23 protein-coding genes and 2 CRISPR repeat arrays are annotated in these 24,733 nt (G+C 39.0%); of the genes, 5 read left to right on the top strand and 18 right to left on the bottom strand.

The annotated features are described in order from the left end of the window. Positions 1 to 51 precede the first annotated feature (51 nt). Positions 52 to 969, top strand: a complete 918-nt coding sequence (locus E2L03_RS09415; RefSeq protein WP_134259054.1) for an AEC family transporter — start codon at positions 52 to 54, stop codon at positions 967 to 969. Between the two features lie 235 nt (positions 970 to 1,204). On the opposite strand, the gene E2L03_RS20390 is transcribed toward E2L03_RS09415, so the two are convergent. After that, a complete protein-coding gene (locus E2L03_RS20390) occupies positions 1,205 to 1,357 on the bottom strand; it encodes a hypothetical protein (RefSeq protein ID WP_166740258.1) in 153 nt (50 codons plus the stop codon). A 109-nt stretch (positions 1,358 to 1,466) separates the two neighbouring features. On the opposite strand from E2L03_RS20390, the gene E2L03_RS09410 reads away from it, so the two are divergent. Both E2L03_RS09410 and E2L03_RS09405 read left to right on the top strand, forming a co-directional pair. Continuing rightward, entirely contained in the window at positions 1,467 to 1,958 is a 492-nt protein-coding gene (locus tag E2L03_RS09410; RefSeq protein WP_095149642.1) for a GNAT family N-acetyltransferase, read from the top strand. A gap of 5 nt (positions 1,959 to 1,963) precedes the next feature. Then, positions 1,964 to 3,301 (top strand): amidohydrolase family protein, encoded by a 1,338-nt coding sequence (locus tag E2L03_RS09405; RefSeq protein ID WP_134259053.1) that lies wholly within the window; start codon positions 1,964 to 1,966, stop codon positions 3,299 to 3,301. Between the two features lie 167 nt (positions 3,302 to 3,468). Here the strand turns inward: E2L03_RS09405 and E2L03_RS09400 are convergent, their stop codons facing one another. The 6 genes from E2L03_RS09400 to E2L03_RS09375 all read right to left on the bottom strand — a co-directional run bounded on the left by E2L03_RS09400 (position 3,469) and on the right by E2L03_RS09375 (position 7,117). Next, on the bottom strand, positions 3,469 to 3,999 hold the full coding sequence (locus E2L03_RS09400; protein ID WP_243839519.1) for a GNAT family N-acetyltransferase: 531 nt from the start codon (positions 3,997 to 3,999) through the stop codon (positions 3,469 to 3,471). An 88-nt stretch (positions 4,000 to 4,087) separates the two neighbouring features. Further along, positions 4,088 to 4,267, bottom strand: coding sequence for a hypothetical protein (locus tag E2L03_RS09395; protein ID WP_124741414.1), 180 nt, complete (start codon positions 4,265 to 4,267; stop codon positions 4,088 to 4,090). Between the two features lie 86 nt (positions 4,268 to 4,353). Then, on the bottom strand, positions 4,354 to 5,010 hold the full coding sequence (locus tag E2L03_RS09390) for an ABC-2 transporter permease (protein ID WP_134259052.1): 657 nt from the start codon (positions 5,008 to 5,010) through the stop codon (positions 4,354 to 4,356). Further along, the gene (locus tag E2L03_RS09385; RefSeq protein WP_134259051.1) at positions 5,007 to 5,843 is read right to left on the bottom strand and encodes an ABC transporter ATP-binding protein; all 837 of its coding nucleotides are present in this window, start codon (positions 5,841 to 5,843) and stop codon (positions 5,007 to 5,009) included. The genes E2L03_RS09390 and E2L03_RS09385 overlap by 4 nt, the downstream gene beginning before the upstream one ends. Positions 5,844 to 5,870: 27 nt before the next feature. Next, positions 5,871 to 6,740: an ABC transporter ATP-binding protein gene (locus E2L03_RS09380; protein ID WP_134259050.1), complete on the bottom strand. Its 870-nt coding sequence runs from the start codon at positions 6,738 to 6,740 to the stop codon at positions 5,871 to 5,873. Then, a complete protein-coding gene (locus tag E2L03_RS09375; protein WP_038477067.1) occupies positions 6,740 to 7,117 on the bottom strand; it encodes a GntR family transcriptional regulator in 378 nt (125 codons plus the stop codon). Before E2L03_RS09375 ends, E2L03_RS09380 begins: the two co-directional genes overlap by 1 nt. A gap of 263 nt (positions 7,118 to 7,380) precedes the next feature. On the opposite strand from E2L03_RS09375, the gene E2L03_RS09370 reads away from it, so the two are divergent. Beyond that, positions 7,381 to 8,271: an aminoglycoside phosphotransferase family protein gene (locus E2L03_RS09370; protein ID WP_134259049.1), complete on the top strand. Its 891-nt coding sequence runs from the start codon at positions 7,381 to 7,383 to the stop codon at positions 8,269 to 8,271. Further along, positions 8,268 to 9,044: a Cof-type HAD-IIB family hydrolase gene (locus E2L03_RS09365; RefSeq protein ID WP_134259048.1), complete on the top strand. Its 777-nt coding sequence runs from the start codon at positions 8,268 to 8,270 to the stop codon at positions 9,042 to 9,044. The genes E2L03_RS09370 and E2L03_RS09365 overlap by 4 nt, the downstream gene beginning before the upstream one ends. 83 nt (positions 9,045 to 9,127) lie before the next feature. Here the strand turns inward: E2L03_RS09365 and E2L03_RS09360 are convergent, their stop codons facing one another. From E2L03_RS09360 to E2L03_RS09310, 11 genes are all read right to left on the bottom strand, one after another. Continuing rightward, positions 9,128 to 10,210 (bottom strand): phosphotransferase, encoded by a 1,083-nt coding sequence (locus E2L03_RS09360; protein ID WP_134259047.1) that lies wholly within the window; start codon positions 10,208 to 10,210, stop codon positions 9,128 to 9,130. A 108-nt stretch (positions 10,211 to 10,318) separates the two neighbouring features. Continuing rightward, a CRISPR array of direct repeats spans positions 10,319 to 10,947; the repeat unit is 32 nt; unit sequence ATTTCAATCCACGCACTCATATAGAGTGCGAT. Positions 10,948 to 11,512: 565 nt separating this feature from the next. Further along, entirely contained in the window at positions 11,513 to 11,851 is a 339-nt protein-coding gene (locus tag E2L03_RS09355; RefSeq protein WP_038477055.1) for a hypothetical protein, read from the bottom strand. Positions 11,852 to 11,869: 18 nt separating this feature from the next. Continuing rightward, positions 11,870 to 13,861, bottom strand: a complete 1,992-nt coding sequence (locus E2L03_RS09350) for a DUF6792 domain-containing protein (RefSeq protein ID WP_134259046.1) — start codon at positions 13,859 to 13,861, stop codon at positions 11,870 to 11,872. Next, positions 13,851 to 14,564 (bottom strand): YvcA-related protein, encoded by a 714-nt coding sequence (locus E2L03_RS09345; protein WP_134259045.1) that lies wholly within the window; start codon positions 14,562 to 14,564, stop codon positions 13,851 to 13,853. Before E2L03_RS09345 ends, E2L03_RS09350 begins: the two co-directional genes overlap by 11 nt. 182 nt (positions 14,565 to 14,746) lie before the next feature. Further along, complete coding sequence (locus tag E2L03_RS09340) at positions 14,747 to 15,457, bottom strand: YvcA-related protein (RefSeq protein ID WP_134259044.1); 711 nt, start codon at positions 15,455 to 15,457, stop codon at positions 14,747 to 14,749. Between the two features lie 313 nt (positions 15,458 to 15,770). Beyond that, positions 15,771 to 16,270: a CRISPR direct-repeat array (repeat unit 32 nt; unit sequence ATTTCAATCCACGCACTCATATAGAGTGCGAT). A gap of 173 nt (positions 16,271 to 16,443) precedes the next feature. Then, complete coding sequence (locus E2L03_RS09335; protein ID WP_166740257.1) at positions 16,444 to 18,339, bottom strand: TIGR03986 family type III CRISPR-associated RAMP protein; 1,896 nt, start codon at positions 18,337 to 18,339, stop codon at positions 16,444 to 16,446. A 1-nt stretch (position 18,340) separates the two neighbouring features. Continuing rightward, positions 18,341 to 18,874 (bottom strand): type III-D CRISPR-associated protein Csx19, encoded by a 534-nt coding sequence (gene csx19, locus E2L03_RS09330; protein ID WP_134259042.1) that lies wholly within the window; start codon positions 18,872 to 18,874, stop codon positions 18,341 to 18,343. After that, positions 18,864 to 20,240 (bottom strand): RAMP superfamily CRISPR-associated protein, encoded by a 1,377-nt coding sequence (locus E2L03_RS09325; RefSeq protein ID WP_134259041.1) that lies wholly within the window; start codon positions 20,238 to 20,240, stop codon positions 18,864 to 18,866. The genes csx19 and E2L03_RS09325 overlap by 11 nt, the downstream gene beginning before the upstream one ends. After that, positions 20,233 to 22,308: an RAMP superfamily CRISPR-associated protein gene (locus E2L03_RS09320; protein WP_197196479.1), complete on the bottom strand. Its 2,076-nt coding sequence runs from the start codon at positions 22,306 to 22,308 to the stop codon at positions 20,233 to 20,235. The genes E2L03_RS09325 and E2L03_RS09320 overlap by 8 nt, the downstream gene beginning before the upstream one ends. After that, complete coding sequence (locus E2L03_RS09315; RefSeq protein ID WP_134259039.1) at positions 22,290 to 23,786, bottom strand: Cas10/Cmr2 second palm domain-containing protein; 1,497 nt, start codon at positions 23,784 to 23,786, stop codon at positions 22,290 to 22,292. Before E2L03_RS09315 ends, E2L03_RS09320 begins: the two co-directional genes overlap by 19 nt. Beyond that, a complete protein-coding gene (locus E2L03_RS09310; RefSeq protein ID WP_134259038.1) occupies positions 23,776 to 24,726 on the bottom strand; it encodes a DUF6602 domain-containing protein in 951 nt (316 codons plus the stop codon). Before E2L03_RS09310 ends, E2L03_RS09315 begins: the two co-directional genes overlap by 11 nt. Between the last annotated feature and the right edge of the window lie 7 nt (positions 24,727 to 24,733).

Genomic DNA, 24,733 nt, shown 5'->3' with positions numbered 1-24,733 from the left:
CTTTCGCGATACAATAAAGATCGATTCTCATTACGAATGGAGTGATTCCATATGTTTGGTGCTATCTTCCTTGAAGTCATTTTTCCAATTCTTGTCCTTATGGCGTTAGGCCTCTTGTTACAACGCCAGTATGAGTTTAAATTAAAACCGTTTTCTACTTTATTAACTGTATGTTTTATGCCTGCATCGATTTTTTTAAATCTCTATTACGTCGACATTGATCTAATTGTTCTATCACAAATCCTTGGCTACCTTCTTTTATTTACACTGGTGATGATCCTATTTAGTACAGCGATTACTAAAATACTTCACCTTTCAGGTAGCGAAGCAGCCGTTTTAAAAAACAGTGTCTCACTAATGAATTCAGGAAACTATGGTTTACCTGTCAGTCAAATGATCTTCAGCGCTAATCCCCTTGGCGTTACGATTCAAATCTTTGTACTCATTTTTCAAAATTTACTTACCTATTCGTATGGATTGTATAACCTCTTATCGGCGACAAAATCCTTTAAAGGCATTCTTCTCTCATTCTTAAAAATGCCGATTATTCATGCCCTTATTCTAGGACTGCTTTTTCAATTGTTTCGGATTCCACTTCCTAGTTTTATTGAAACACCTCTGAGTTATCTTGCAAGTGGGTTCATTGCGCTTGCGCTCATCCTTTTAGGGGCCCAATTAGCGACTATTCAATTTGGTTTGTTTCATCGTGTTGTTCTTTTTTCTATTATTGGACGGTTACTCGTTGGACCATCCGTCGCATTAGGTATTATCGTACTTTTGAATCTTGATGGTATTGTTGCGCAATCTCTCTTTATTGCTAGCTCTTTTCCAACCTCAAGGAATACGGCAACACTTGCACTGCAATACAATATTGAACCTGAATTACATGCACAAGTTGTTTTGTATACAACACTTTTTAGCTGCCTTACAGTTACTGGTGTTATCGCTTTGTCAACCGTACTTTTTTAAGGAGCAATCTGTACTTTATTTTTAAATTAATTAGTCACATATTAGCAATTTACTTTCTTAATTGGCGGAAGCTTGCCGTGGAGGAACGGTTGAGCCAACGCAGACCTAGCTGCTATGTCTCAACACGTCCCTTCTTCCACAGGCGTCACCGCCAATTAAAAATTGCTAGTTCATAATACATCTCCTCAATACATGTATAAGTACCAATCCATAATGCTTCAAAAACCTTCTTCCGTTATACATCTTCTCCATATACTCGATCGAAATGGTCTGTTTCGCCATCTAAGGTTGCTCGCAATCTACCAAGTGTAGTGGCATCTTCCATTTTGGCTTCGCGAACAGTAATCGTTATACCTCGCTTTTCGTAATTAACTACATCTTCTCTCATTTCATCACCTCTCTGAATCTATGTAAGCATTGTTTTTCGCTTTTTTGCAACTATTTGGTAAGCTTACAGTAATAATCATCTAAAGCCTTCATTAAAGGAGGAATGTTTGATGCACATACGAGATATGAAAAAGCGTGACATCCATGCCATCCGAGCACTCGCTACTAAGACGTGGAAGGCAACCTATACACCGCAAATTCCAGATGACATTCAGAAAAAAGTCATTCAAGATGCTTATTCCTCCCACGAGATGAATCGTCGTTTTCGTTCTTCTATTACACTTGTTGCCGAGGAACATGGTCGTATTCATGGATATGCGTTCTTTTCCCGTGAGAAATATTCTGAGCATAACGCTTACCTTGAATCACTCTATGTAGATCCAGATCAGCAAGGTCGAGGTATTGGCAGATCTTTGCTTCATACAGGACTGAGACGATTTGAACAACCAGACCACTGCCGTCTGATCGTTTATAAAGGGAATAAAAGCGTTGATTTTTACACAAATGAAGGGTTTGAGCGTACTGGAGAGCGTACTGGAGATTTTTTTGGTTATCCAGTCACCCTCATTGAAATGGAAAAAAAACTAAATGGGAAAGGATGATCCTTATGAAGAAGACACTTATTAAAGGCGGGACTGTCATACCCGTAACAGATCAAACTACTTACATAGAAGCTGATATTTTAATAGAGGGTACAACAATAAGTAAAATTGAACCTTCTATCCACGATGAAGAGGCCGACATCATTGATGCGAGTAATAGGATTGTGATGCCTGGCTTTGTTGACAGTCACCGTCACACTTGGGAATCCATGATTCGGAATATTGGTGCTGATTGGTCCTTACAAACCTACTTGAGTAAACTCTATTATGGTGGAATAGGTTCAAAGCGTAGACCTCAAGACGATTACATCGGCAATTTGTTTGGCGCGTTAGAAGCATTAGACGCTGGTGTAACAACCATCCTCGATTGGACAATGATTAATTCCATTGAACATGCTGAAGAAAGCATTCGTGGATTACAAGATGCTGGAATTCGAGCTGTATTTGCATATGGTGCACCTGGAGATGAGGCATTTTGGAACAATGACAGTACATTAACGCATACAGACGATGCGAAAACCATTCAATCGGCTTACTTCCAATCCCCAAACCAGCTGCTTACATTAGGTCTTGCTATTCGCGGCCCTGAATTCAGTGCATGGGATACAGCTGTAAACGAAATAAACACCGCTCGAGAAATGGGAATTTTGGCTACCATGCATTTAGGATTTGGTACTTGGGGACGTACAGCCCATTCCATCGAACGCCTTGACGAGCAACACCTTCTTGGAATGGACTTGAACTTTACGCATATGAACCGCGTAACCGATGAGGCCATGAAACGAATTGCCGCTAAGGGTGGGAGTGTGTCTGTCACACCAGAAGTCGAAATGATGATGGGCCATGGCTACCCAGCTACAGGCCTCGCTCTTGAAAATGGTGTCAAGCCTACTCTCGGTGTCGATGTCGTGACGTCTACAGGTGGCGATATGTTTGCTCAAATGAAGTTTGCCTTACAAGCAGAGAGAGCGCGAGTCAATGAAAAGCTTCTTGATGAAGGCATAATGCCCGGACCAGACCTCCATCTCTCTGCCAATCAAATCCTAGAATGCGCAACTATTGAAGGAGCTAAAGCACTCTTACTTGACGAAAAGATTGGTAGTCTTGAAGTAGGAAAAGAAGCTGACATTATTTTACTAAATACGTGTGATCTAAACTTAAGTCCGATTACCGATCCAATCGGCGCTGTCGTCCAAACTGCACATTCAGGCAATGTTGATTCTGTATTCGTTGCTGGTAAGGCCGTTAAACGACACGGTCAGCTGTTATTCAGTAATCTTGACTCACTTCGTAGCCAGTTATCGGACGCGCAACAGCATGTGCTTGCGCATACGAACGTATAGTAGCTGAACATAACAGCCTTACGAGCATTCGGAAGGCTGTTCGTTTTTAAATTTTTTTGTGGATAACACTTCGAAAACGAATTCATTTTCCACAGTTTTCCGACTTATCTACATTTTTTATACACATATTAACCTCTTTGATCATCAATTCTAATTGTCTGTGATGGTTATCCACATTCATGAACAAGCACGCTAAATAATAATGAATCCCGCCAATGGTCTTTTGACCAGAGGTTTTCGCGTAATCTTCCTTCTTCCCGCATGCCAAGACGCTGTAGTACCCTTGCCGAGGCACCATTATTCGGATCGCATGTTCCATAAATACGATGTAACTCTAATTCTTCAAATCCATATAGAAGCATCTTTTTTGCTGCTTTTGTTGCTAAACCTTGTCCCCAATAATCAGGATGTAAAATGTACGAAATCTCACCATTTGTTTTATCTCGCACATTTAATTCTGTAACGCCAATCGTTCGCCTATCTTTTTGAATAGCATACGCAAAACGGGTACGTGGCACCTGCTGAGCAGCCTTTACAATTCCTTTCACATAATCGGTCGTATCTTTCTCCCTCATCGTCTCCCATGGTTGGTATTGACTAACGATTGGAAGTGACGCATAACGATGAATGTCTTTCCAATCTTCATAAACCACTTCTGCTAAATCGAATTCTGCTTCTGAAAATACTACTTTTCTCACTTCAATTTTCCCTCCCTTTTTATTCACTTACCCTTACTCTATCATGAACGATAGGCAAAATAAAAAAGCCTATTAGGCTCTAAACGAATTAATACCCTTGCTTTCTTCTTAATTGAAACGCATACCGCCTTAAGGTTGATGTAACGTTGTTTTCATGCTGACACACGTCGCAATAAACATAATGAGCAGTCGCGATATATGCTTTTAATACATAGTTCGATAGGACCTTCGGGTTTCCGCACTTATCACAAAATACTAGTACCTTCAATTCGTTCGCCTCCTCACATCCAGCATTATAATCTTTTGTATACCCATTTCACATAAAAAAACGCACCTGCTTTAGATGCGTCTCCTTTAAAATTCTTTTCGCTTGTATAGAATGAGTGACACGATATAGGAAAGGACAAACACGATGAGGGTGATCCCAATAAACAGTAAGCCAAAGAATAAATCGGCGTCTGATCCAAAATAAGTTCCCTCTTCATTAAATACCATTGAAAAAATCGTATAAGTCAATAAATAAACACCGATTGAGCCACCCATTCCTAAAACCAAAATCATATCACTCTTTTCGGCACCAAGGATATAGGTTAGGGGGTACGTAATGACTCCCGAGGTTAGCACAATGCCAATGATCGACAAGATTCCAACAAAGAAATAATCTGTAGGCACCTGATTAAATAATTGAGTTGCGATAAAATAAGCGGCTCCAGCCAGACCAACCCCAACTAGAAGTAACAACACAAAGAATAAATAGTGACTTTGGACAACTTTGGCTCGACTTATTGGGAGTGTAGCCATATATTTACTCCACCCAGACTTTCCTTCATGCTTTAACACTTCTAACGCTGGGGAAACCATAAAACCTATCGCAACAAAAGCCGCTAATCGATCAAGCATACTCCCTTCAAAAAATATGAGGATCACAACCGGAATAACGAATGCAAGCAACGCATACACCCATATTGATTTTTGCACACTATAATATTGATTTAATAGCAACCCTTTCATACATGAACACCTCTCATGAGTAATACTGTCATTTCATCTAAAGATGCTGCCTTGCCTTCTTTCCCTTTAACAAGAACAGAAACAAGCTCCTCCTGTACTCGATAGGCGACAATTGTTTCTTTTGCTAAAGAGTGAAATTCCTTCGTCGTACACGATCGTATGCGGTAAGTCGATAGCAATGATTCTTTCTCAATATCAAATAGAATCCTGCCATCTTTAATGAAAATAAGCGAATCGGCAATCTTTTCAATATCACTGGTTATATGAGAAGAAAGAAGAATGGATCGCTTTCCATCGCTGACAAATGTGCGTAATACACTCAAAAGATCATCACGCCCACTCGGATCAAGCACTGCCGTTGCTTCATCTAACAGAAGCAGCTTCGCATCATGGGAGAGTGCCACAGCAACCGATACCTTCATCGACATGCCTCTTGAAAATGACCCTATTTTCTTTTTTCTTGGTAAAGAGAATTGTTCGACATAAGAGTAAAACATCTCTTTATCCCAATTGCGATAAATTCCATTAAACACACGTTCTAACTTCACAATAGTTAATTCTTCAGGAAGTTGAACGGTATCAAATACAACCCCAATCTCTTCTTTTACAAAGTCTTTTCCGTCTTGCATTTCTTGACCAAACACGCGGACAGTACCTTGATCCTTGCGAATGGAACCAATGATAGAACCAATGGTTGTTGATTTACCGGCACCATTTTCCCCAATAAAGCCAACAATCGAGCCTGGCTTAATGGTAAAAGAAACCTTTTTTAAACCAAAACCACCTTGTTTAAATGTTTTGTTAAGTTCGCTTACTTCCACTAAAGCATTCACACTCGCACCCTCCTTTACCTCAACCGTTTACCTTATTTCCGATCCATCACCGATCGTGTACACCATTATCTCTTCTAAAGACGCCTTCTCCATTACCACTTCATCTCCCATTAGACGTCTTACAAGGCTAGCTTGATTCGTTAACGCTTCAAACCCAAACGATGTCTCTTTCACTTGTAAAAATAGCTTTCGCGTATCTGAATCAAGCAAGTCAGTAGCACCTCTGACAATAAAATGCTGATCGAGAATCGCGTCTTTCTCATCATGTAAAAGGACTGTTCCATTATGGAGAAACAGAATATAATCAGCGATTTGCTCTAAGTCAGTCGTAATATGCGTCGAAAAAAATACAGCTTTTTCTTCATCCTGAATGACGTCCATTAACAACTGCAAAATCTCTCTACGACTTATTGGATCAAGAGCTGACGTTGGTTCATCTAACACAATCAAATCAGCGTGATGGGATAACGCAATCGCAATGGAAAGCTTCATTCCCATCCCCTTAGACAATTGACCAATTTTTTGATCGGGACGTAAGTTGAACTGTTTTAAATAATGCTCAAATCGATCATCATCCCATTTAGAATAGAAGTTGGAGACAACTTTTTTCATTTTTTCAATGGTCAGATGCTGGTAAAGATGGTGTTCAGAGAAAACAACCCCTACTCGCTGCTTAATTTCCTCCCTATTAGACTGATACGTCTGATTAAACAAGTTGATTTCGCCTGAATCTGGTTTCACTAAATCAAGCATCAGTTTAATCGTTGTTGTTTTCCCTGCACCATTGGGCCCAATAAAACCCGTAATAAACCCTTTTTTAACGGAGAAAGAGACATCTCTTAACAAAAAGTTTTTATACGTTTTATGAACATGATGAAATGAAACAACCTCTTCCATTATTCTTCCTCCTCATATAGCATTACTACTAATTCTTGAAGTTGATGAAGGGAAATATTTAGGTTTTTACTTTCTTTTACAATTTCCGCCAAGCCCTGTTCAACCATTTGCAAACGCCTCTCTTGAATGAGATCTTGATTTTGTCCTGCTATAAAAGACCCTTTCCCAACATACGAAATAATGAAGCCGTCTCGCTCTAATTCTTCGTATGCGCGCTTTGTCGTGATGACGCTAATTTGTAATTCTTTAGCTAGTTTTCGCATTGAAGGTAGCGGGTCGCCTTCCATCAACTCCCCTCTCAATATGCTTTGTTTAATTTGATTTTTAATCTGCACATAGATTGGTTCTTGAGACGCATTCGATAAGATAATATTCATAGGTACCTCGCAATTGTTATCTTTGTATTTATTGTACATATACTTTATATACAATGTCAACGGTTTTATACAGTCCATTTTTTCAGTAAAAAACAAGGATTTGCTGGATCATTGTCGAAAGTTCTTCTAAGGAGAGGTATTTTATGAAACTCAGGAGTTGTTGCTGTCTCTTTAATGAGAGAGAAGAACTATTATGTTATCCCCCAATCATTACGGGAAAAGACCAATAAGGATTAGTAGAAGACTAGGAGAGACCATTAAAAATGACTGAATCCATATGGATCGAACGCATAAGCCAATTCGATTCTACTTTACGTATTCATAAGCTTGAAATGATCCATTCAGGTTGGGATCATACCATCTTGTTTGTAAATGACACTATTGTGTTTCGTTTTCCTAAAAAAAGAGGTTTTGAGATGGCACTGCATAAGGAGTTAGAATTAAACCGCGCTTTACAAGCAAGACAAACTAGTTTGTCTGTTCCAAGACTGACTCCACTCTTTATAGAAGAGACTTTAGTTGGCCTTTCCTATCCTCTTATTGCTGGTGTTCCAGTCGAGACCATTGAAAACCAAACAACACTTTCAACCATTGATTATCAGCATCTAGGAAATTTTTTAACAACTTTACATCGTATTACTGTTGATGAACTTCCGAATCTACATGCCACTCATAGTCATTCGTTTTGGGATACTATGTATGCTCAATTGCAACAAAACATTTTTCCCCAGCTCGAAACCAACGTCAGCCATGCAATTAACGTTGTTTATGAGACTTTCTTAGAATCATTGTCATCAAATAATAGAAAACCAGTACCGATTCATGGAGATCTTACAACGGCTAATATGATTTATAATCAAGGCGAACAAAAGCTAGTGGGGATTATTGATTTTACAGACGCACAATTAAGTGATCCAGCATTTGATTTTGCTGGTCTTTATTGGACATATGGTCTTGATACGGTTCTTTCTGTATTACGCTATTACAAAACAGATGAATGCAAGCAAGGCATCGTTGAACGAGTAAAACGGTTTTATGGACTTCAACCACTTTTCCACCATCTACTTTACTTGCACGAACAAAAAGAGCTAGACAAAGCTAGCCCTTTTGTTAACCGTTTTCTTGAATTAAAAAAATTGGGAGGGTTTAAATGACTTACGACATCGTCTTTTTTGACGTTGACGGAACACTCACAAACAATCAAACCGGACGCATACCTGAGTCTTCCAAAAGGTCAGTTCACGCATTACTAAATCAAGGGACACTCGTCGTGGCTGCAACCGGTCGACCATTATCTATGTGTGAAGAGTTAAAGAAGCTCGGTATCACAACGTTTATCACTGCAAACGGAGGCCTCGTCACACATCAAGACAATGTCATCTACAGTCAAACGATGAACGTAAGAACGGTGCAAGCAATCGAAAACTTTGCACGGCAACATCAGCATGCCTTATCGTTTTACAGTCACACATTTCATATGAATGGTTTTCAAAATGAGAAGATCACCCATGCCTTGCAGGAAACCCTATCTCTCATGACCTATCCACCAATTAGACAAAAAGATACTCTTTTACCTGTCCATTTGCTTTGTCTATTTGGAGATGAACGGATTGAACAGCTCTACAAAACAGCATTCCCATTGTTACAGTTCAAGCGCTGGCATCCTTACATCTTAAATGTGTTGGAAACAGATATTAGTAAAGCACGGGCTATCGAAAGCGTGTTACATTACTTTCACCTTGACCGTTCTCGTGCAATTGCTTTTGGAGATGGGGACAATGATATAGAAATGCTATCCTATGTTTCTTTTGGAGTTGCGATGGAAAACGGTTCTCAAGGGATAAAGAAGGTTGCCGATTACATTACTAAATCCTCATCAGAAAACGGTATTGAGCATGGACTAAAGCATTTTTCCATTATTCCTTAATAACATTGTTGGTAGCCCTCAGATTGCTTTATCAGGAAGTAGGGAAGTTAATGTACATTTACACCCTATTTCCACCAGCGATACTAGATGACTAGAGGAAATTGCATAATCTCTCTATAGACCTTTAGCTGATAGCTTGTTAGGTTCAATAAACGCTCATATTCGCTACAGTTGTTGTGCTGTTTTATGTGAAGTTCAACAAGTTTCGGTACTTCCCATACACATCTCAAAGCAAATGAAGTAAAAAAGCCATATCGGATAAAGGCTTCGTTTAACTGAATACCTGTCTCAACCAATCCATCTACGTAAGAACGAAGCAGAAGCTCTTGGTATTCTTCCGCTTCTTGAATAGGAATAGCTTCTTGGCTCAGCATAACGCCAAACAACTTCCCTAAATCTTCCCCTACACCTGAAAGACTCATAAACTGCCAGTCAATCAGCGTCACTTGCTTCTGATTAACAAATATATTTCCTTTACTCAAGTCTTGATGGGCAAGCACTCTAGGAAGCGCTTTCAATATGTTCAATTGTTTCTCCATGTTAGAAGTTAATGAGAGGTACGCTCGTAACCTATCGTTCACCTGTTCACTCAATCGATTTGAATCGACAAAACCGTCCACCTGCATTGCGTACTTCTGACTACTTTTAATCCAAGATGCCATCCAAGTCCGACAAATCCATTCCTCGTCGTGAGCAGGACCATTTACGTACGTTCCGTTAAAATATCCGATTGATTTCGCTATAACAGCAAAGTCTTCCTTCGAGAACTGCTTATGAACTCCATTCACTTCTTCCATCCAAATCCAAATCGTACCATCACTTTTTTCCTCGACCTCATAACAGGTTGGGCTTTTTATGACATTCGAATAACGATTAAGAATACCAGTTTGATGTATAAGAGCCTCTCGTTTCCAATAATTATGGTGCTGCGGGTTCCGTTTATCCTCTACCTCTTGAATCACTTTTATTATAAGCGACCATTTTATCTTTTTAAGGGCCGAGCCAAAAACACGGTAAATGCCTTGCGTTGTAAAATTCACTTCTCCCGATAAAGCTTGTACGTTCCATTCAAGCTCTCCTTTTATTAAAGGGCGCTTAAGCTGCAGACTCACACATTTCACTAACGTATCTTGATTGATACTTGCTTTCATGTCAGTTGTAGACATACCTTCCACCCTTTTTAAACATATTCCCTCAATTTCTGCAGTATGAATTCATGCACTTCTAGAGAGTGCGATTTAAATATTACAGGATTCGAAGATGCTGAGAATGATATTTCAATCCACGCACTCATATAGAGTGCGATAGTGACCCGATTTTTAATCGCGCTAAATTTGCTGGATTTCAATCCACGCACTCATATAGAGTGCGATTAGATAACTTGGTTAAAGTTTCTAATTTTGGATATTTCAATCCACGCACTCATATAGAGTGCGATAATTATACAGACACGCAGAGGAAGCGTTGGACATATTTCAATCCACGCACTCATATAGAGTGCGATGCTACGGGTTTGCTCCGAGCATGTTTCCTAAAACTATTTCAATCCACGCACTCATATAGAGTGCGATCCGCAGCGGGGGCGCGCTGATAATTTGGCTCTTATTTCAATCCACGCACTCATATAGAGTGCGATTGTTAAAAGCGCTACAAGAGGCGTCAGGCGGCGGAATTTCAATCCACGCACTCATATAGAGTGCGATGATAATGAATGTCATTATGTTAGATGGAATTATGGATTTCAATCCACGCACTCATATAGAGTGCGATGGCACACGTTATCCGCTTACCGCGACGGGACAAGGTATTTCAATCCACGCACTCATATAGAGTGCGATCTGCGCCACCGATGTTATTTTCAATAGCTTTCAATTTCAATCCACGCACTCATATAGAGTGCGATAGCGGGAGAACGCTTAAAAGCACCTTTCTCCCCCTAAATATTACCACAAATTAGCCTTCAGGTAAGATTTTTCAGCTAAACCAATTACACATTGTTACATATTAAGTCAAAAAAGCGGTGCGGGTCACCCAGGGTTTTTATGTTCGCTTTGGGTTCGCACCAATTATGAAGTTACTTTCAAAAAAGGTTCTCCTAAATGAAGATAGTCTCTTTATACTTGTGACTTGGAATTGGTTCTTTATTAATTGTTCTAATAAATTCACCGATTTCCTTTTTTCATACAATAAAAATCTATTGTTTGACCTCTGATAAATGATCTTCCTGCATAAATTTAATAGAGTTTGTCTAATTGTAAAAAGGTCATATGGCGCGCAATTGATGAACAGCGACCATTTTTTAGAACGGTAAGAAGTAATACTTTTATTCAATAACATTCACTAGATAATAATAATAATTTGCTTTATCTCATTAAGTTAGACAAACGTGCATCTTCTACATACATCAAAAAGACTGCTTTAAAACAAAAACACCCTGATTACGACCAGCGTGTTTTAAAGACCCACTTTTAATCGGTAAGCATGCGCCTGTAATGGAGGGATACTCGCTGCGTAGAGATATTTTCCAAATAGTTCTCAGCTAATTGTGTCGCTTGTTTTGCTTCAGAAGAAACCATTTCAATTCGCGTTGTCATATCTCTTGTCAATTCTGTTTCCTTCTCTTCAAGGGCGTCAATAAACGCGCCGCTGCTCGTACCTAAACTGGCACGAAGGGATTGGCCTAAAGTGGCTTGAAGCAAATAAAGTTGATTTATCGATAGCTCAAGCTGAAGTCGTTTCCACATATAGCTTGGTGGTTCTTTAAATTGGTGTGATATCACAACCACTCCTGTATCATCAGGAATCATGACTCATCCTCCTTCCTATTACCCCGAAAGTGTAAAAATCGCGGCAACGTTGTATTCTTCATCAAAAATCTCTTCGATCCCTTCACGCATCTTTTCAAGGAAAGTGCGCTGCTTTTCCAATTGCTCCACCAAAGCCGCTTCCCACACTGGCCCTTCAGGCAATGCGATTCCGCCAATTTGGTCATGCACGACAATTCGCTCCATACGGCTGCCTACAGGCGCATGGCTTTTATTTAACAAGTGCTGATAGCCCTTAGGATTGCTTTCCATATCATTAAACGCTTGGACAAGCACCTTTTTCCGGGTTTCGACATCTTCTACGATCTCATTCTCATACAGACGAACAAACGCTTGTACTTGTTCTTGTTGTTGCTCCACAATCGTTAGACCGTTGTAATACGCTTCGACAGTAGTACTTAAATTAACACGGATTTCCTCGCCTCCGTGCTGAGTGCTCAAGATCATTTCATTGTTGAAGTACGAGACTCCGTTTTCTGCATTCAGCGCATTCAACAATTCATGGATACTGTGGCTATGACCAATTTCACTCATGACTTCCTGCAATTCCTTTTCTAACGCCTGCCAATGGCCAGATAATTTTTCGCCATGTTCAATTAAGAGCAACAAAAAAGCCAAGTCACTTCCTAATAGTCCACTTCCTCCATCTCGCATTAAATGCGGATATTCTTTATACACATCTTCAAGATGCTCATAATCATTAAGGATTTCCAAAGACTCGGTCAATCCATTCAATTCTTTGACAATGTTGTCTTTCGAAGCCTCATCAATGTAGCCAGCCTCAACCAAATACCCGAACACCTCTTCAGCCGAATCGTTTAAGCCTTGAACTGTCTCTATGATCGGCCCTATGTTCCGTTGAAATTGTTTTATATGGTCAAACTCTGTCAATGCCTTGCTTAACAAATCAAAAGCCTGTGGAATTTTCGCCCCTACCTGCCCGAGCGCATGGGAACGAGCCATCTCGCCTCGCATAAAGGCAGGGTACTCATCTAAATCAATCGTTTCCGATTCCATTAACTTTTGAAAATCTGCTTGCAACTCGCTTACATCATCAAACACCGTCCGTTTGAGACCCGTCATGTCTTCTAGCACTCCAAGTGCACCATCTACCCCATCAGTTACATACGCATCAGCGGCCGGCATAAAAATCGTTTGCCACTTAGCGATTTCCTCATCTGGCAGATTGGCAAAAAGCGGCGACAGCCCTGCATAATTTTTGTTCGTTACAATCCCCTCTTTCGCGTCGATCGGAACCGTCAAAAATCCTCGCGTATTCTCCATCAACGCAAAAAGGGGGTCATTAATCGAACGAAGTTGGTAAATGGAACCGGTGTCGATTTTTTCTTCTATGTACTCGATGGCAAATTGTTCAAATTCATGAGGGGAGAGGGTGTAGATGGCGTTTTTGTCTGTTCTAGGTAGATTGAAGTTTTGATTGACTATTTGTCTAAACTCGGCATCAGCAGTATATAATTGATACACATTGATTTGAGCGCCATTAACCCCGTAAACAGAATCAAAATGGTTGTTTAATACTTGAGACATCAAATTATTGTTGTTCGCAAGCGAATGGCCTAAACCAATTATTGCTACATCTTCATCAACGCCAAACTTGTCACTCGCTTCTTCTAAAAAAATTTCAACGTCCATCGCTTGCGAAGCATCTTTTCCTTGGAACAGCCCAATCGCATTATACAACCAATCACCAGAGTCATTTGAACCTTGTGAAACTACATACAATTGGTTGATTCCTTTTTCTTCGTTCTCAAAATAAATTGCTGTACCGTCATAATCCGATTTAATTATATTACTTTCATTTGAAGAGTACACTTTCATGTCTGCTGGAAGCTCTTCGCCCGTTTCCTCTATATAAATTCGCCGCACTTCTTTTTCAAATTCCTCTTTAGACATTCCATCTTTCATTTTATATTCTAACTGAGTAATACGAAGCCAAACTTCGTCTTTTTTTAATAGTTCGTCAGTCGCCATTTGTCTCATCTCCATTGCTACGGGTCCCTGAAAACTCAATGGACTTCACCCACCGGAGCAAGTATTTTTCTTCTTCCTCTAATTCTATTTGGCAACTTTCAACACCTTTATCCACACATGAAGCGATGTAGAGAAATTGTATTCCTTGAGGCGCTTCTTGGGATGAAACTTTATAGCCCATAAAGACATGATTTTGATGGCCTTTAAATTCTTCTATTGTATATCCATAGTATATGTGCCCATGTTCACCTTCAATTTCTTTCCATTCTTCCTCATAACTCCAACGATCTCGTAAATTATCCAACAACCAGTCTGGCCTTTCAGCATACCCACTGTAATTGTATTGAAAATCAATCAAGTACCCTCGATTCTCTTCTTCATTTTCATAAGCAAAACTAATTTTCTCATAATGATCCCCATCCACACCAGATGCGTTGTCCATAAACACAGCCTCTTCTGGGAACCAAATCGTAAAGGCATCGATTTTTGAGCGCATTAAATAATACCCTTCCGCTACTGGCTCTGTCGACACCATCAGTTCACGGGAATACTCATTTTGAAACGCATCAATTTTCGGCAAATCTGCCGGATCCATTTCCGCTGGTGTTTTTTCTGTTTCTTCTTCTGGTGAGCTATCCATTTGGCCACATCCTCCTACTATCAAGGCAATAACAATTGCCAACAATATCTTGCTTTTGACCATTCTACTCGACTCCTTAGACCTTACTACCGCTTTTTTATCATTCTTAACATAATTATGAAAATAGCGACACCTACATAAGACTTGTGAGTTTATACCTATTAAGGTTACTAGAAAGCAATTGGAGGGAAAAAGCCAATAGACTGTGCTTTCTTATCGGTTTGTCTTTCTTTAATAGTTCGTCATTAACCATCTGTCTCATCTCCATTGCTACGGATTCCGGAAAACTGAATCGACTTCATCCAATGAAGAACATACTCTTCTTCCTCTTCAAGATCCATCTGGCAACTTTCAGACTCTTTATCCACACATGATGCGATATAGAGAAATTCCATCCCTTGAGGTTCTTTTTGAGATGACACTTTATAGCCTATGACGACATATCGCTGGTAGTCATCCATTTCTTCAACTTTTGAACCAAAATAAGTGAGACCCTTTTCATCTTCAACTTCTTTCCAGTCTTCTTCATAATCCCAGCGCTTTCTTAAATTATCCAGTATCCAATCTGGCCTTTCAGCATACCCGCTATAATTATATTGGAAGTCAACCAAATATCCCAGATTTTCTTCTTCATTTTCATAAGCAAAACGCATTTTTTCATAATGATCCCCATCCATACCAGATGCATTGTACATGAACACAGCCTCTTCTGGAAACCAAATCGTAAAGGCGTCAATTTTTGAACGCATTAAGTAAAACCCTTCCGCTACTGGATCTGTCGACACCATCAGTTCACGAGAATGTTCGCTTTGAAACGCATCAATTTGCGGCAAATCTGCCGGGTCCATTTCCGCTGGTGTTTTTTCTGTTTCTTCTCCTGAAGAGCTACCCATTTGGCCACATCCTCCTAACATGATGGCAAGAACAACCACCAGCAATAGCTTGCTTTTGTTCATTCTGTTCGACTCCTTACAACTTCCTTTGATCTCCGCTATCACTTTTTCTATGGACGTTACCGAAAAATTATTAGAGATTGAAAAAAATACTAGATTCTGCTTTCTTATCGGTCTGTCTTTTTAATAGTTTGTCATTCGCCATCGGTCTCATCTCCATTGCTACGAGTGTCAGAAAGTCGAATCGACTTCATTCACCGGAGCACATACGCTTATTTTTCCTCTAAATCTATTTGGCAACTTTCGGCTCTTTATCTACACACTCATATAAAGTGCGATTGTTATAGGTACTTGCTTAAATATGCGTTATCAAAAAATTTCAATCCACGCACTCATATAGAGTGCGATATTTAGACAATCGAATGTTGGGAAAAAAGCAAAAATTATTTCAATCCACGCACTCATATAGAGTGCGATAAAAACTTACCAGTTGAATTGAATTGTGATATTATATTTCAATCCACGCACTCATATAGAGTGCGATAAGGAGCAGCACCATCAAACGTTCCTCTTAGCTCTAATTTCAATCCACGCACTCATATAGAGTGCGATGGGAAGAAGATCGCTTCCCTCAGCCGTCGTAAAATTTCAATCCACGCACTCATATAGAGTGCGATTGTGAACTATCAGCACTATCTTTTGAAGCGTAATATTTCAATCCACGCACTCATATAGAGTGCGATGACGAGCCAAGAGCACAAAATGCGGATAATTGGAATTTCAATCCACGCACTCATATAGAGTGCGATAAGGCACACACGTCTGGTCAGCGCTTGAGACGAAAATTTCAATCCACGCACTCATATAGAGTGCGATAGCGAAAATTGGCTAAAAAAAGCACTTTCCTACTACATATCACTATAAATCAACTGATGAACAGCAACTTCCTCGCAAATATAGCACATATTTTTACACATTCCCTCAAAAAAGTGGTGCGAGTCCCCTAGGGATTTTATGTTTGCTTGGGGTTCGCACCTAGCATGTTTGCTTTATAACTTTTTTAAATGTTTATTTTCCTGCTTATTATCTAGTTCCTGCGATATTGTAGGAAGGTTTTTCTTTTTATTTTTTTCAACCAATTTCCTATTTTTCGTAAACCATTGATGAGAGGCTTTGGCGTTTATTCTATTGTCATTTTTTGTTCCTTTTATCTTTGGATAGGAGATCAAATCTTTCAATTCAAGATTTATGCTTGTTATTTCGAGTAGTTGTTTTCTAACAGAATTAGCTTTGTCACTTAATTTATTATTTAACAAATCTCTATTTTTTTCTTCGCTTTTCCAATACACTATTTCAGCGGGTTTGTAAGTACTTAACTTCCATTCACCACTTTCAAAATCGAACTGGCGCAAAGCAAGTTTTTCAAGCTTTACCTGCACACTACCATAACCTAATGGCTTCCCTCTCCCTAATTTATGTGCATTATTTTTATTATTAAAATCTAGCGACCATTGAAGTTGTTGAAGTTCCCTTTTAGTAAGTTGTTCAAAATAAACACGAAAAACAAAAGATTGATTTTCTTTTAGTGGTCTAATTTTTTGAATCATTTTGCTTTTTTCTTGAAGATTTGCTGGAACTTTTGAACCATGCCAATAAAACTTGCGCCCTCTTATTTTTATTTCATCTGGATTGAATGTGACCCTTTTTTTATTTGCTTTTACGATATAATCGTAAGTCCAAACTTTTGAGCTATCCAACTTCTCATCTAAAACCGTATAAAATTCTGTAGTATTAAATTTAGGTTCACCTAAAAGAATAGCAATAGGCTCCTTAAAATAATTCTGTTTATTTACGGTTTCAGCGTCACCAAATCTTACCTTTGAGGCTTTTGCTTCCTTATTTGATGCGAATCCAAATAAAGCACAGCTTGGGCACAATAAATCTTTACATACACAAGGCTGATACTCTCCATGTTCTTTTATTAATTCGTTTATGGTTTTCAATGATGCTTCTTGAGATAACATAGCAGGAGCTAAATTCACAAAAATTGGTTTATTCTTATGGTGATTTTCTTCTGAATAAAAAACAAGAAACCGATTTGCATAAGTCTTATTTAAAAATCTGTAAAATAGAGATTTATACTTGCTGTAACCGAAATGCTTTCCCCCTTCCGTTTTTAAGTTTTTATTTATATCATTCTCCCCATAATTAGCTATCACTTTTTCTAGTTTATCAATCTCCTCTTTTTTTATTGGAGTTCTATCTTCATTATTTGGAACAAACACCGATTCATGGTGTTTTCTTACAAAATGTTCACCAATATGAATATATCCTTTTGTAAAACCTTCTTCAAATTTTTTAGATACTTTATCTACTACATAAGGATACTCAAAACCGTTTATATCCTTTTTATAACGGTCTATTGACCTTTTGATATATACTACTTCTCCTTCAACATACTCCCCCTTCTTAACTAGCTCCCCATGAGGATTTCCTTTAGTCACATTCAGCATTACTCTCTCGCACGGCTGAATGAAAAATTGGCCCGTTTTTTTGTCCATTGATAACAACCCCGGCTTTTTCGGTTCCATTGAGCGCTTGTGGATAGGTTTATCAAGATTAATTTGCGATAAGCAACCATTAAATGCAGCTTCGTGTACGCTTCGCACCATTCCTTTTAGTTCCGATCCTGGTATCGTTGGTTTGTAATTAGTTTCTCCTTTCCTATAGTTATACGAAAAAAATTCCTGTACTTCATCTTCACTAATTGTCTCTGAATTCGGAATAAATAAAGGGGACAAATTAGTTAATGTACACTCAAAATAACCCGTGAACTCCCCTTTTTCCGGTTTCCTTCGCTTGCACTTTTCCGCTAGAGAGACAAAGTTATATGGATTAACAAAGCGATCCCCTGCAACAACCAAATTCTTTTTCTTATCCGTCATTTCAATCATCCTCCCACCTTACAAAACCAACAAATCGTTCATCGACAAATGCATAGTTTTCATCACTAAATTCAATATATTGCCGCACACGTAACCCGAGCTGTTCCCCTTTTTTCAACCAATACGGCACATGTAGCTGTGCACCTCTTGTCTCTTTCAAGTGAATCCAGTCTTCTTTAACTGATGACACTTTCCCCCAAACTTTATGCGTCTCTTCGATATAATGAGAATCATTCCCATGACCGTGTTCTTCAATTATTCTCGCTCTAAAATGTTGCCCGGCGCGAATAGCTCGATATTCCTTTTCTTTAGAAAATATTCGTAGCTCTAACAAATGCTCACGAGTCTCTTCTATACCTCTATCAAACAAATTGATCGTCTCGTCTTTATATGTACCAAAACAGATTTGATCGTCAAACACAGCGTACACAAAGGTATCACTACCAAAGTTAGGAATAGATTGCAGTAAATCTCCTTCGCTTAGTAGATCATATTTTTCAAAGGAAGATTTTCCTGTCTGAACCTTAATTTGCATCTTTTTCCCTTTCCTTCACTTTATTGATTGCCGCTTTAAAAAAACTTTGCTCACCTGCAATGTTTTCTCCATTTAATGTGATAGACTGACTTTCTATAGCGCAAAATACACCTCGCCCAACCGATGTTTCTCCACCTACTGCCAGTAATCCGTTCTGTAAATCTTTAATAACCCAAAGCAACATACCACAAATTTCGTCTTTGCTTAATACACTGTCTTTTTGCTCTGACCAGCGTATGATAAGTTCTGTCGTGCCTCCAACTGCTTGTTCGCCAGTATACAAAGCACCCTCGACGGTTCCACCAGTGAATCGGTCAATCGCGTTTCGTGTAATAAGAAGAGAGCGACTACCTTCTAAAGTCGATTCTTCCACTCGAATACGTGATGCTCTCTTTTCCGAGTCCGATCCAAATAACTCATTTAATAAGATTGACTCACGATCATTTTTTAAAATCGTTTTAATAATCGTATTTAGTCTTGCACGTATTGCTCCTGTCCACGTCGTTCCGGGAATAACAGGTTGACCATTAGATTGAAGTGAAGCATAATCGCTTTCTTTCTCATCCTCTTTATTTTTTTTCTCCGAAGAATAAGAACGAATCATTAAAGTAGTCTCTAACTTTAGAGGAACCCGTAAGCAATATTCTTGAATAGGCTTTAATTGTGTTAGCTCTATTCCAGTTAAAGGATACTCTTTCATCAGTGAATTTTTCGTATCTACTTCCTTGCTCCAATCCCACTTCAACCAATTTAACACTTCTAGTTTATTACGATAATCGAAGGTTCTGTGATACACCGTATCAAGCTGTAGTTTCCCAAAACCACGGTTTGTTTTTGCGCCGATCGTGACTTCTCCTTCGTTTATTCCGATTAATAACGCATTTAGTATTTCTCTTCCTTTAGTCGTTTCTGCTTCTTTGTCTTGAGCACGAACAATCCACTCCAACCGAATTGTCCAGCTTGCCCCTGACTCAATGACTTGATAATCGTAGAGCGCACCTTCAATTGCTGTTTTATTCTCATCAAGCTTCACACCATTTCGTATTGTAAGCTTTTCATGTTCGATCATCATTGCGTGAATTGTTAAACGGCTTTGGCGTTCATTTCCACCGAACAATTTCTCCAAGTCAGAAACGGACTCATCAAGTTTGCCCGTTTTAGGAATATCTTTCGTATCTGGAAATCTATTCCCTATGTAGTGCCGAAATGCACCTGCAAGAGAGCTGCCCGGTACAAATGGTTGTTGAAATTGATCGACGACAATATCGTTTTCCGTTTCTTCTGTTTCACCAGATCCTGAAAGTAAGGGAGACGCCAATTTACCTTTTAATAAGAAGTAAGTCCGTTCTGTAATGTGATTAGTCATGTTTTCCCTCCCTCAATATAATAAGAAGCTCTTGGAAATAACTTTTTTGGAACGCTGATGACTTATTCTCACATGCTCTTTGCATCGCTTTATATATTTCTTTCTTTTTCAAATTTTCTCCAGATCTCTCTCCATACCTTATCGCCGCTGCCGCGTTATGAATCATCGTTTGTCCAAATGAGTCATCTATATTTAGTGCCTTGGCACACATACGACCTTGCTGTTTGTCTTTTTCTATCTCTAAAGCTTTTTCTATATTTCCCCTCAAATATTTAGAAAAACTGTCGGTTGATTGTGAGGATTCTCTCGCTTGAGGATTCCATTCTTCTTTTACAAACTCACTACTGTCAGAATCAACTGGTAGTATCTTCACACGTCCATAACCGGCACCTGTTTGCTCGCCCCATGAATGCTGTTCAATAGATTCCCAATCAATAGTAGCTCGATCCACAATAAGTACAGTTCCTGCATCAAGCGCAGCTTGTTGTTTTTTCGGCATACGCCACTTCGCATGAAAACCTGATACCGTTGTTTGTTTTAAGAACTTCTTTTTTATCTCAATATTTATGCCAAGGTGTTCGTTTATTTCTTCTATAAAGACATCTGGATCAGCAGTTGCAACGCCCAACTCATTTATGCCAATATAAGGTGTTTGAAAACAGATAGCGATCTTGCTTGTTTTTAAAGCTTCTTTATTTGTAGTGAGCTTTCTTAACGGTTCACTTTGCTCCATCGTTACCGTCCCATATTCAGCAGTTCGTGAACGACCTAGACGAAGCTGCCCGTTCCGCTTTTTCATACAATTAACTAAGAGTCTTAAGTCACTTTCGCTTCCTTGCCATGATCCATAGAAGGTTTGTCCCTTTGATAAAGCCGTATATTGAAAAAACTGCCCTGGATTTTCAATGCCTTTTTTCTTTCCCTCATCTTTTCCCAATGCACGCCCAAACGACCGATCTTGAGGTCGAGCATGATGCATTCGAATTTCATGAGCTGGTTGATGTACGTATAGCGTTTCTTCTTCAAGATGAACAAGCGCATGAAGAGTGCGGGGTTGTTGTAGGTTTGTTGTTGAATAAATATTATAAACATGTTTCTTATCTGTTTTCTCTTGTTGTAAATGTGCTGGACAAGGAGAAAATACTCTCTCATTTACTAGAGGATAGGCATAGTCAAACGTCACGCCACCACGTAAAAAAATACGGGCGAAGGTTTCATCTGCATGAGCATCATCACCTAATTGATGATCCTGAATATACATGCCAGCCATCGCCCCAAGGATCATTTGCCCCGGTATCCAGCTTTCACTACTATGGTAAAGCCCTTTTGAACCAGCAATTAAGAGTGGTTGTTCAAGCGTGAGTGAATAATTAAATTGACTAGATTTTACACTATATTCATGATTTTTTGCTTCTTCACACTTACAGACTACTCTTTCAAGCTTGCAAACTACTTCTCCAAGCCCACGCGTGCGATTTAAGCCAATAGCGCGTAGTCCTTGGACACACTTTTCTAAGACAGGTTGATATGCATTGTCTTCTAATACAACACAGCATGTAAACTCTGTCCCTTTATTCACGGTACGAATGGTTCGTAGTGAAGTTGGTTTTGCAACTCCTGTTGTGTTTTCAATCGCCGTCTGTGTGCGAATCGTTGTAAATTGTTCCAACACTTTTTCTTCTTCATCTTCGTTGAAATCTGCCATTACGGCTTGAATATTCTCTATCTTTCTTTGCTTAAATCGCTTTGCATTTTCATTCTTGCTTTTACCATCTTTTTCATCTTCTCTTTCACAAATGCCTGAAAGTTTCGCGTCAAATATTTGTAACGGACTGGACTTGCCACCGCCTGCTTGACCGAACAACTGCTCCAACTCTTCCATGGTTATCAAACCCCAGTCAACAAGTTCACGTCCAACACCATGCAAAGCACCTTTTATACGCTTCCCTGGAATAAGAGGAAATCCTTTTTCATGTGCGATTTCCATATCGACAAGCCCAGGAATACTGTGACCAGTCGCCACACATAACTCGCTTTTTGTTTTTATAATTAAGTTAAAAGACTGCACGATTGATCCCCACTCTCTTTAAACAGTTCTTTTTCGTAGTAATCAACTAACTCAAACGCATCAAGCAACAAGGCTTTATCTAAATCCTCAAATGAAAAACCGCGTGACTTAATTTTACTCATCGTGTTATAAATTTCTTCTTCGGTTTTTAAGTAAGCTTGATAAAGCTGCGCTTGTTTAGAGCGGGCAAAATCACTTTCTCTTGCTCGTTTCCGTTCCGTTTGTAAGACATCAATTGCTTTTGTTAGCGCCCCTAAGTCCTCATCTAGGCGATAAGGCCTTTTTCTTCCCAATTGCTCATCTCCTCGACCCGATACATCTCGTTCAGTTGTGTCGCTTCCTCTCACCAGTTGAAAATCAATATAGGAACCCTCTTTTCCCTTTAACAATCGCTTTCCTTTCGCTTCCTTACAACAAGCTTCTGAAATGTTATAAGCAACGTGGAAAGGAAAATGACCATGTACATAGGCAATGCCAGCACAAGCAGTTAATTTCAAACCTACTTCACCTTCATGCTGTTCCATCTTACTAAGGAGTTTTTCAACAAGGGGCAGTGCCCACTCGCCGCGGCAGAGGAATGTTAAATCATCCCCATCCATTATTAGAGGCCGAATAGGAAGCGTTTTTTTATTCCAATTCAATTCCGCCATTACTTCTTTAACAAGTTCTTTATAGCCCGTAGAAATAAATTTAGATAATTCTCGATGCTTTTGTACTGCATGTTGAAAATGATGTTCCTCATCATTCTCCTGACCTGTAATACCTCCAAGTTGCTTTTTCAACTGTTCTCCTATTCCATTACCATCTATATGTACAACCGCTATATAGCTATCCTCACCTTGATTCTTTTTCAGATCACTAATCTGTAGTGCCCAGTTCTTTTCGCTCGGCATCGGAATCATTTCGTCATCGCTGCCTACTGCTTGTTCTTTTAAAGCCTGAACCGTTGACTTCTCATTACTTTGCGTGATTGGAAATCCTCCAAATGATTCTTGTGCAGAGATGGGATAAGCCCCAAATGGCTGTGGCCGAACGCGCTCTTCTTTGGCTTCTCTTAACTTCTTTTGCAATTCCCCGTAAATAGCAAAATAAGATTTATCCGTTTCAATTTCAATTGATTCGGTCATTAAAGTTAATGAATAGCTTTTTTCAATTAAACGAATCGCTAATTCTTTATTCACTTTTTGGTATAATTCTTTATTGCCATAGACGACTAAGGCATTCCCTCCACCAATGAAAATCACTTCGGCATCTAGATTAACATCGTCATACAAATCAAACGACGTTGTACTTTCCCACTCCCATTTGACTTTGTACGGATCTTCTAACCCTTGAAAAACATAGACTAATTCTTTTTTCATTAAGTTTCCTACAATTTTCGAGCCACCAATATTTTGTTTTAGTTCGTTTGTTGCGAAAATATACTCTTGGATACCACTAATATCATAGATGGCGAGAAGAAGCTTGTCATGACTCATTCTGCGTTTCTCCTTTTAATCGAGTTTCATCAAATAAATCTGCATATGATTGGTGCGGAAAAAACAGTGGATTATTTAACAACATTAAAAGTTGATTCAGTTGAAATGTTAGTGAAAGAATGACGTTTTCATTGCCGTCTTTATCAATTACGGCTAGGTCGGAGAGTTTTGTATTAATGAGATCGGTACATATAATATCTTTCCCGAGATAGAGCAATTTCTTTAATTTGTCTCTTAAATCTTTTTCATAGTCTTCATGATTATAATGGTTCAATTGGTAATGCCAGAACGCGAGGTCTTTATTTTCATTGTTGATTTTCTTACTCATCTCAAAAGGCTTTTTATCTTTGGAGGCGTTTTTTTGGTTTGTACTTAGGATAATGTCAAAATTCTCTTCTACTATTTTTTGTGTATCATTTAATTTACATAAAATAAGAATTGGACGTGTTGAAGTTTGTGCTTGCGGTAATTTCCTTTTTGCATTGAGTAATTTATCAGGGTTCGTCTCTAATAACCCTGTCTGCAAACGCACAACCGCATTAAGAATCGTTTTTAAACTTTTCACTTCTTTAGCCCAATCATCGACATCCCCTTTATCTACGTTTTCGCTTTTACATTGCACGGCAACGGCGACGGCTTCAATTGGTATGAACTTTAACTGATTTCCAGCTTGAAAAATGTATGGTGTATACTGTTCATCGTAAATCAAAATATCAATTTCAGGTGAAATTGTCCCGAACGAGTCAATAATAAATACACTCTGCGCAATTCGAAATTTCTTTGGAATCATTTGTTCAAAAAGCTGGAGCCATACTTTTTCACGGTAACTCCCGATTGATAGATAATGGTTCGGTGTATCCACCCCCAATTGATACGCATATGAGTCTTCAATGCGTTTATAATTTAAAGCAATTTGTTTAATCATATTTTTTTTATCCATGCGAACT

The organism is Shouchella oshimensis (genome assembly GCF_004375095.1).
GTDB classification, from domain to species: Bacteria; Bacillota; Bacilli; order Bacillales; family Bacillaceae_D; genus Shouchella; species Shouchella oshimensis.
Note: the sequence above shows the minus strand (reverse complement) of the source record. Positions and strands in the feature narration are given on the sequence as shown.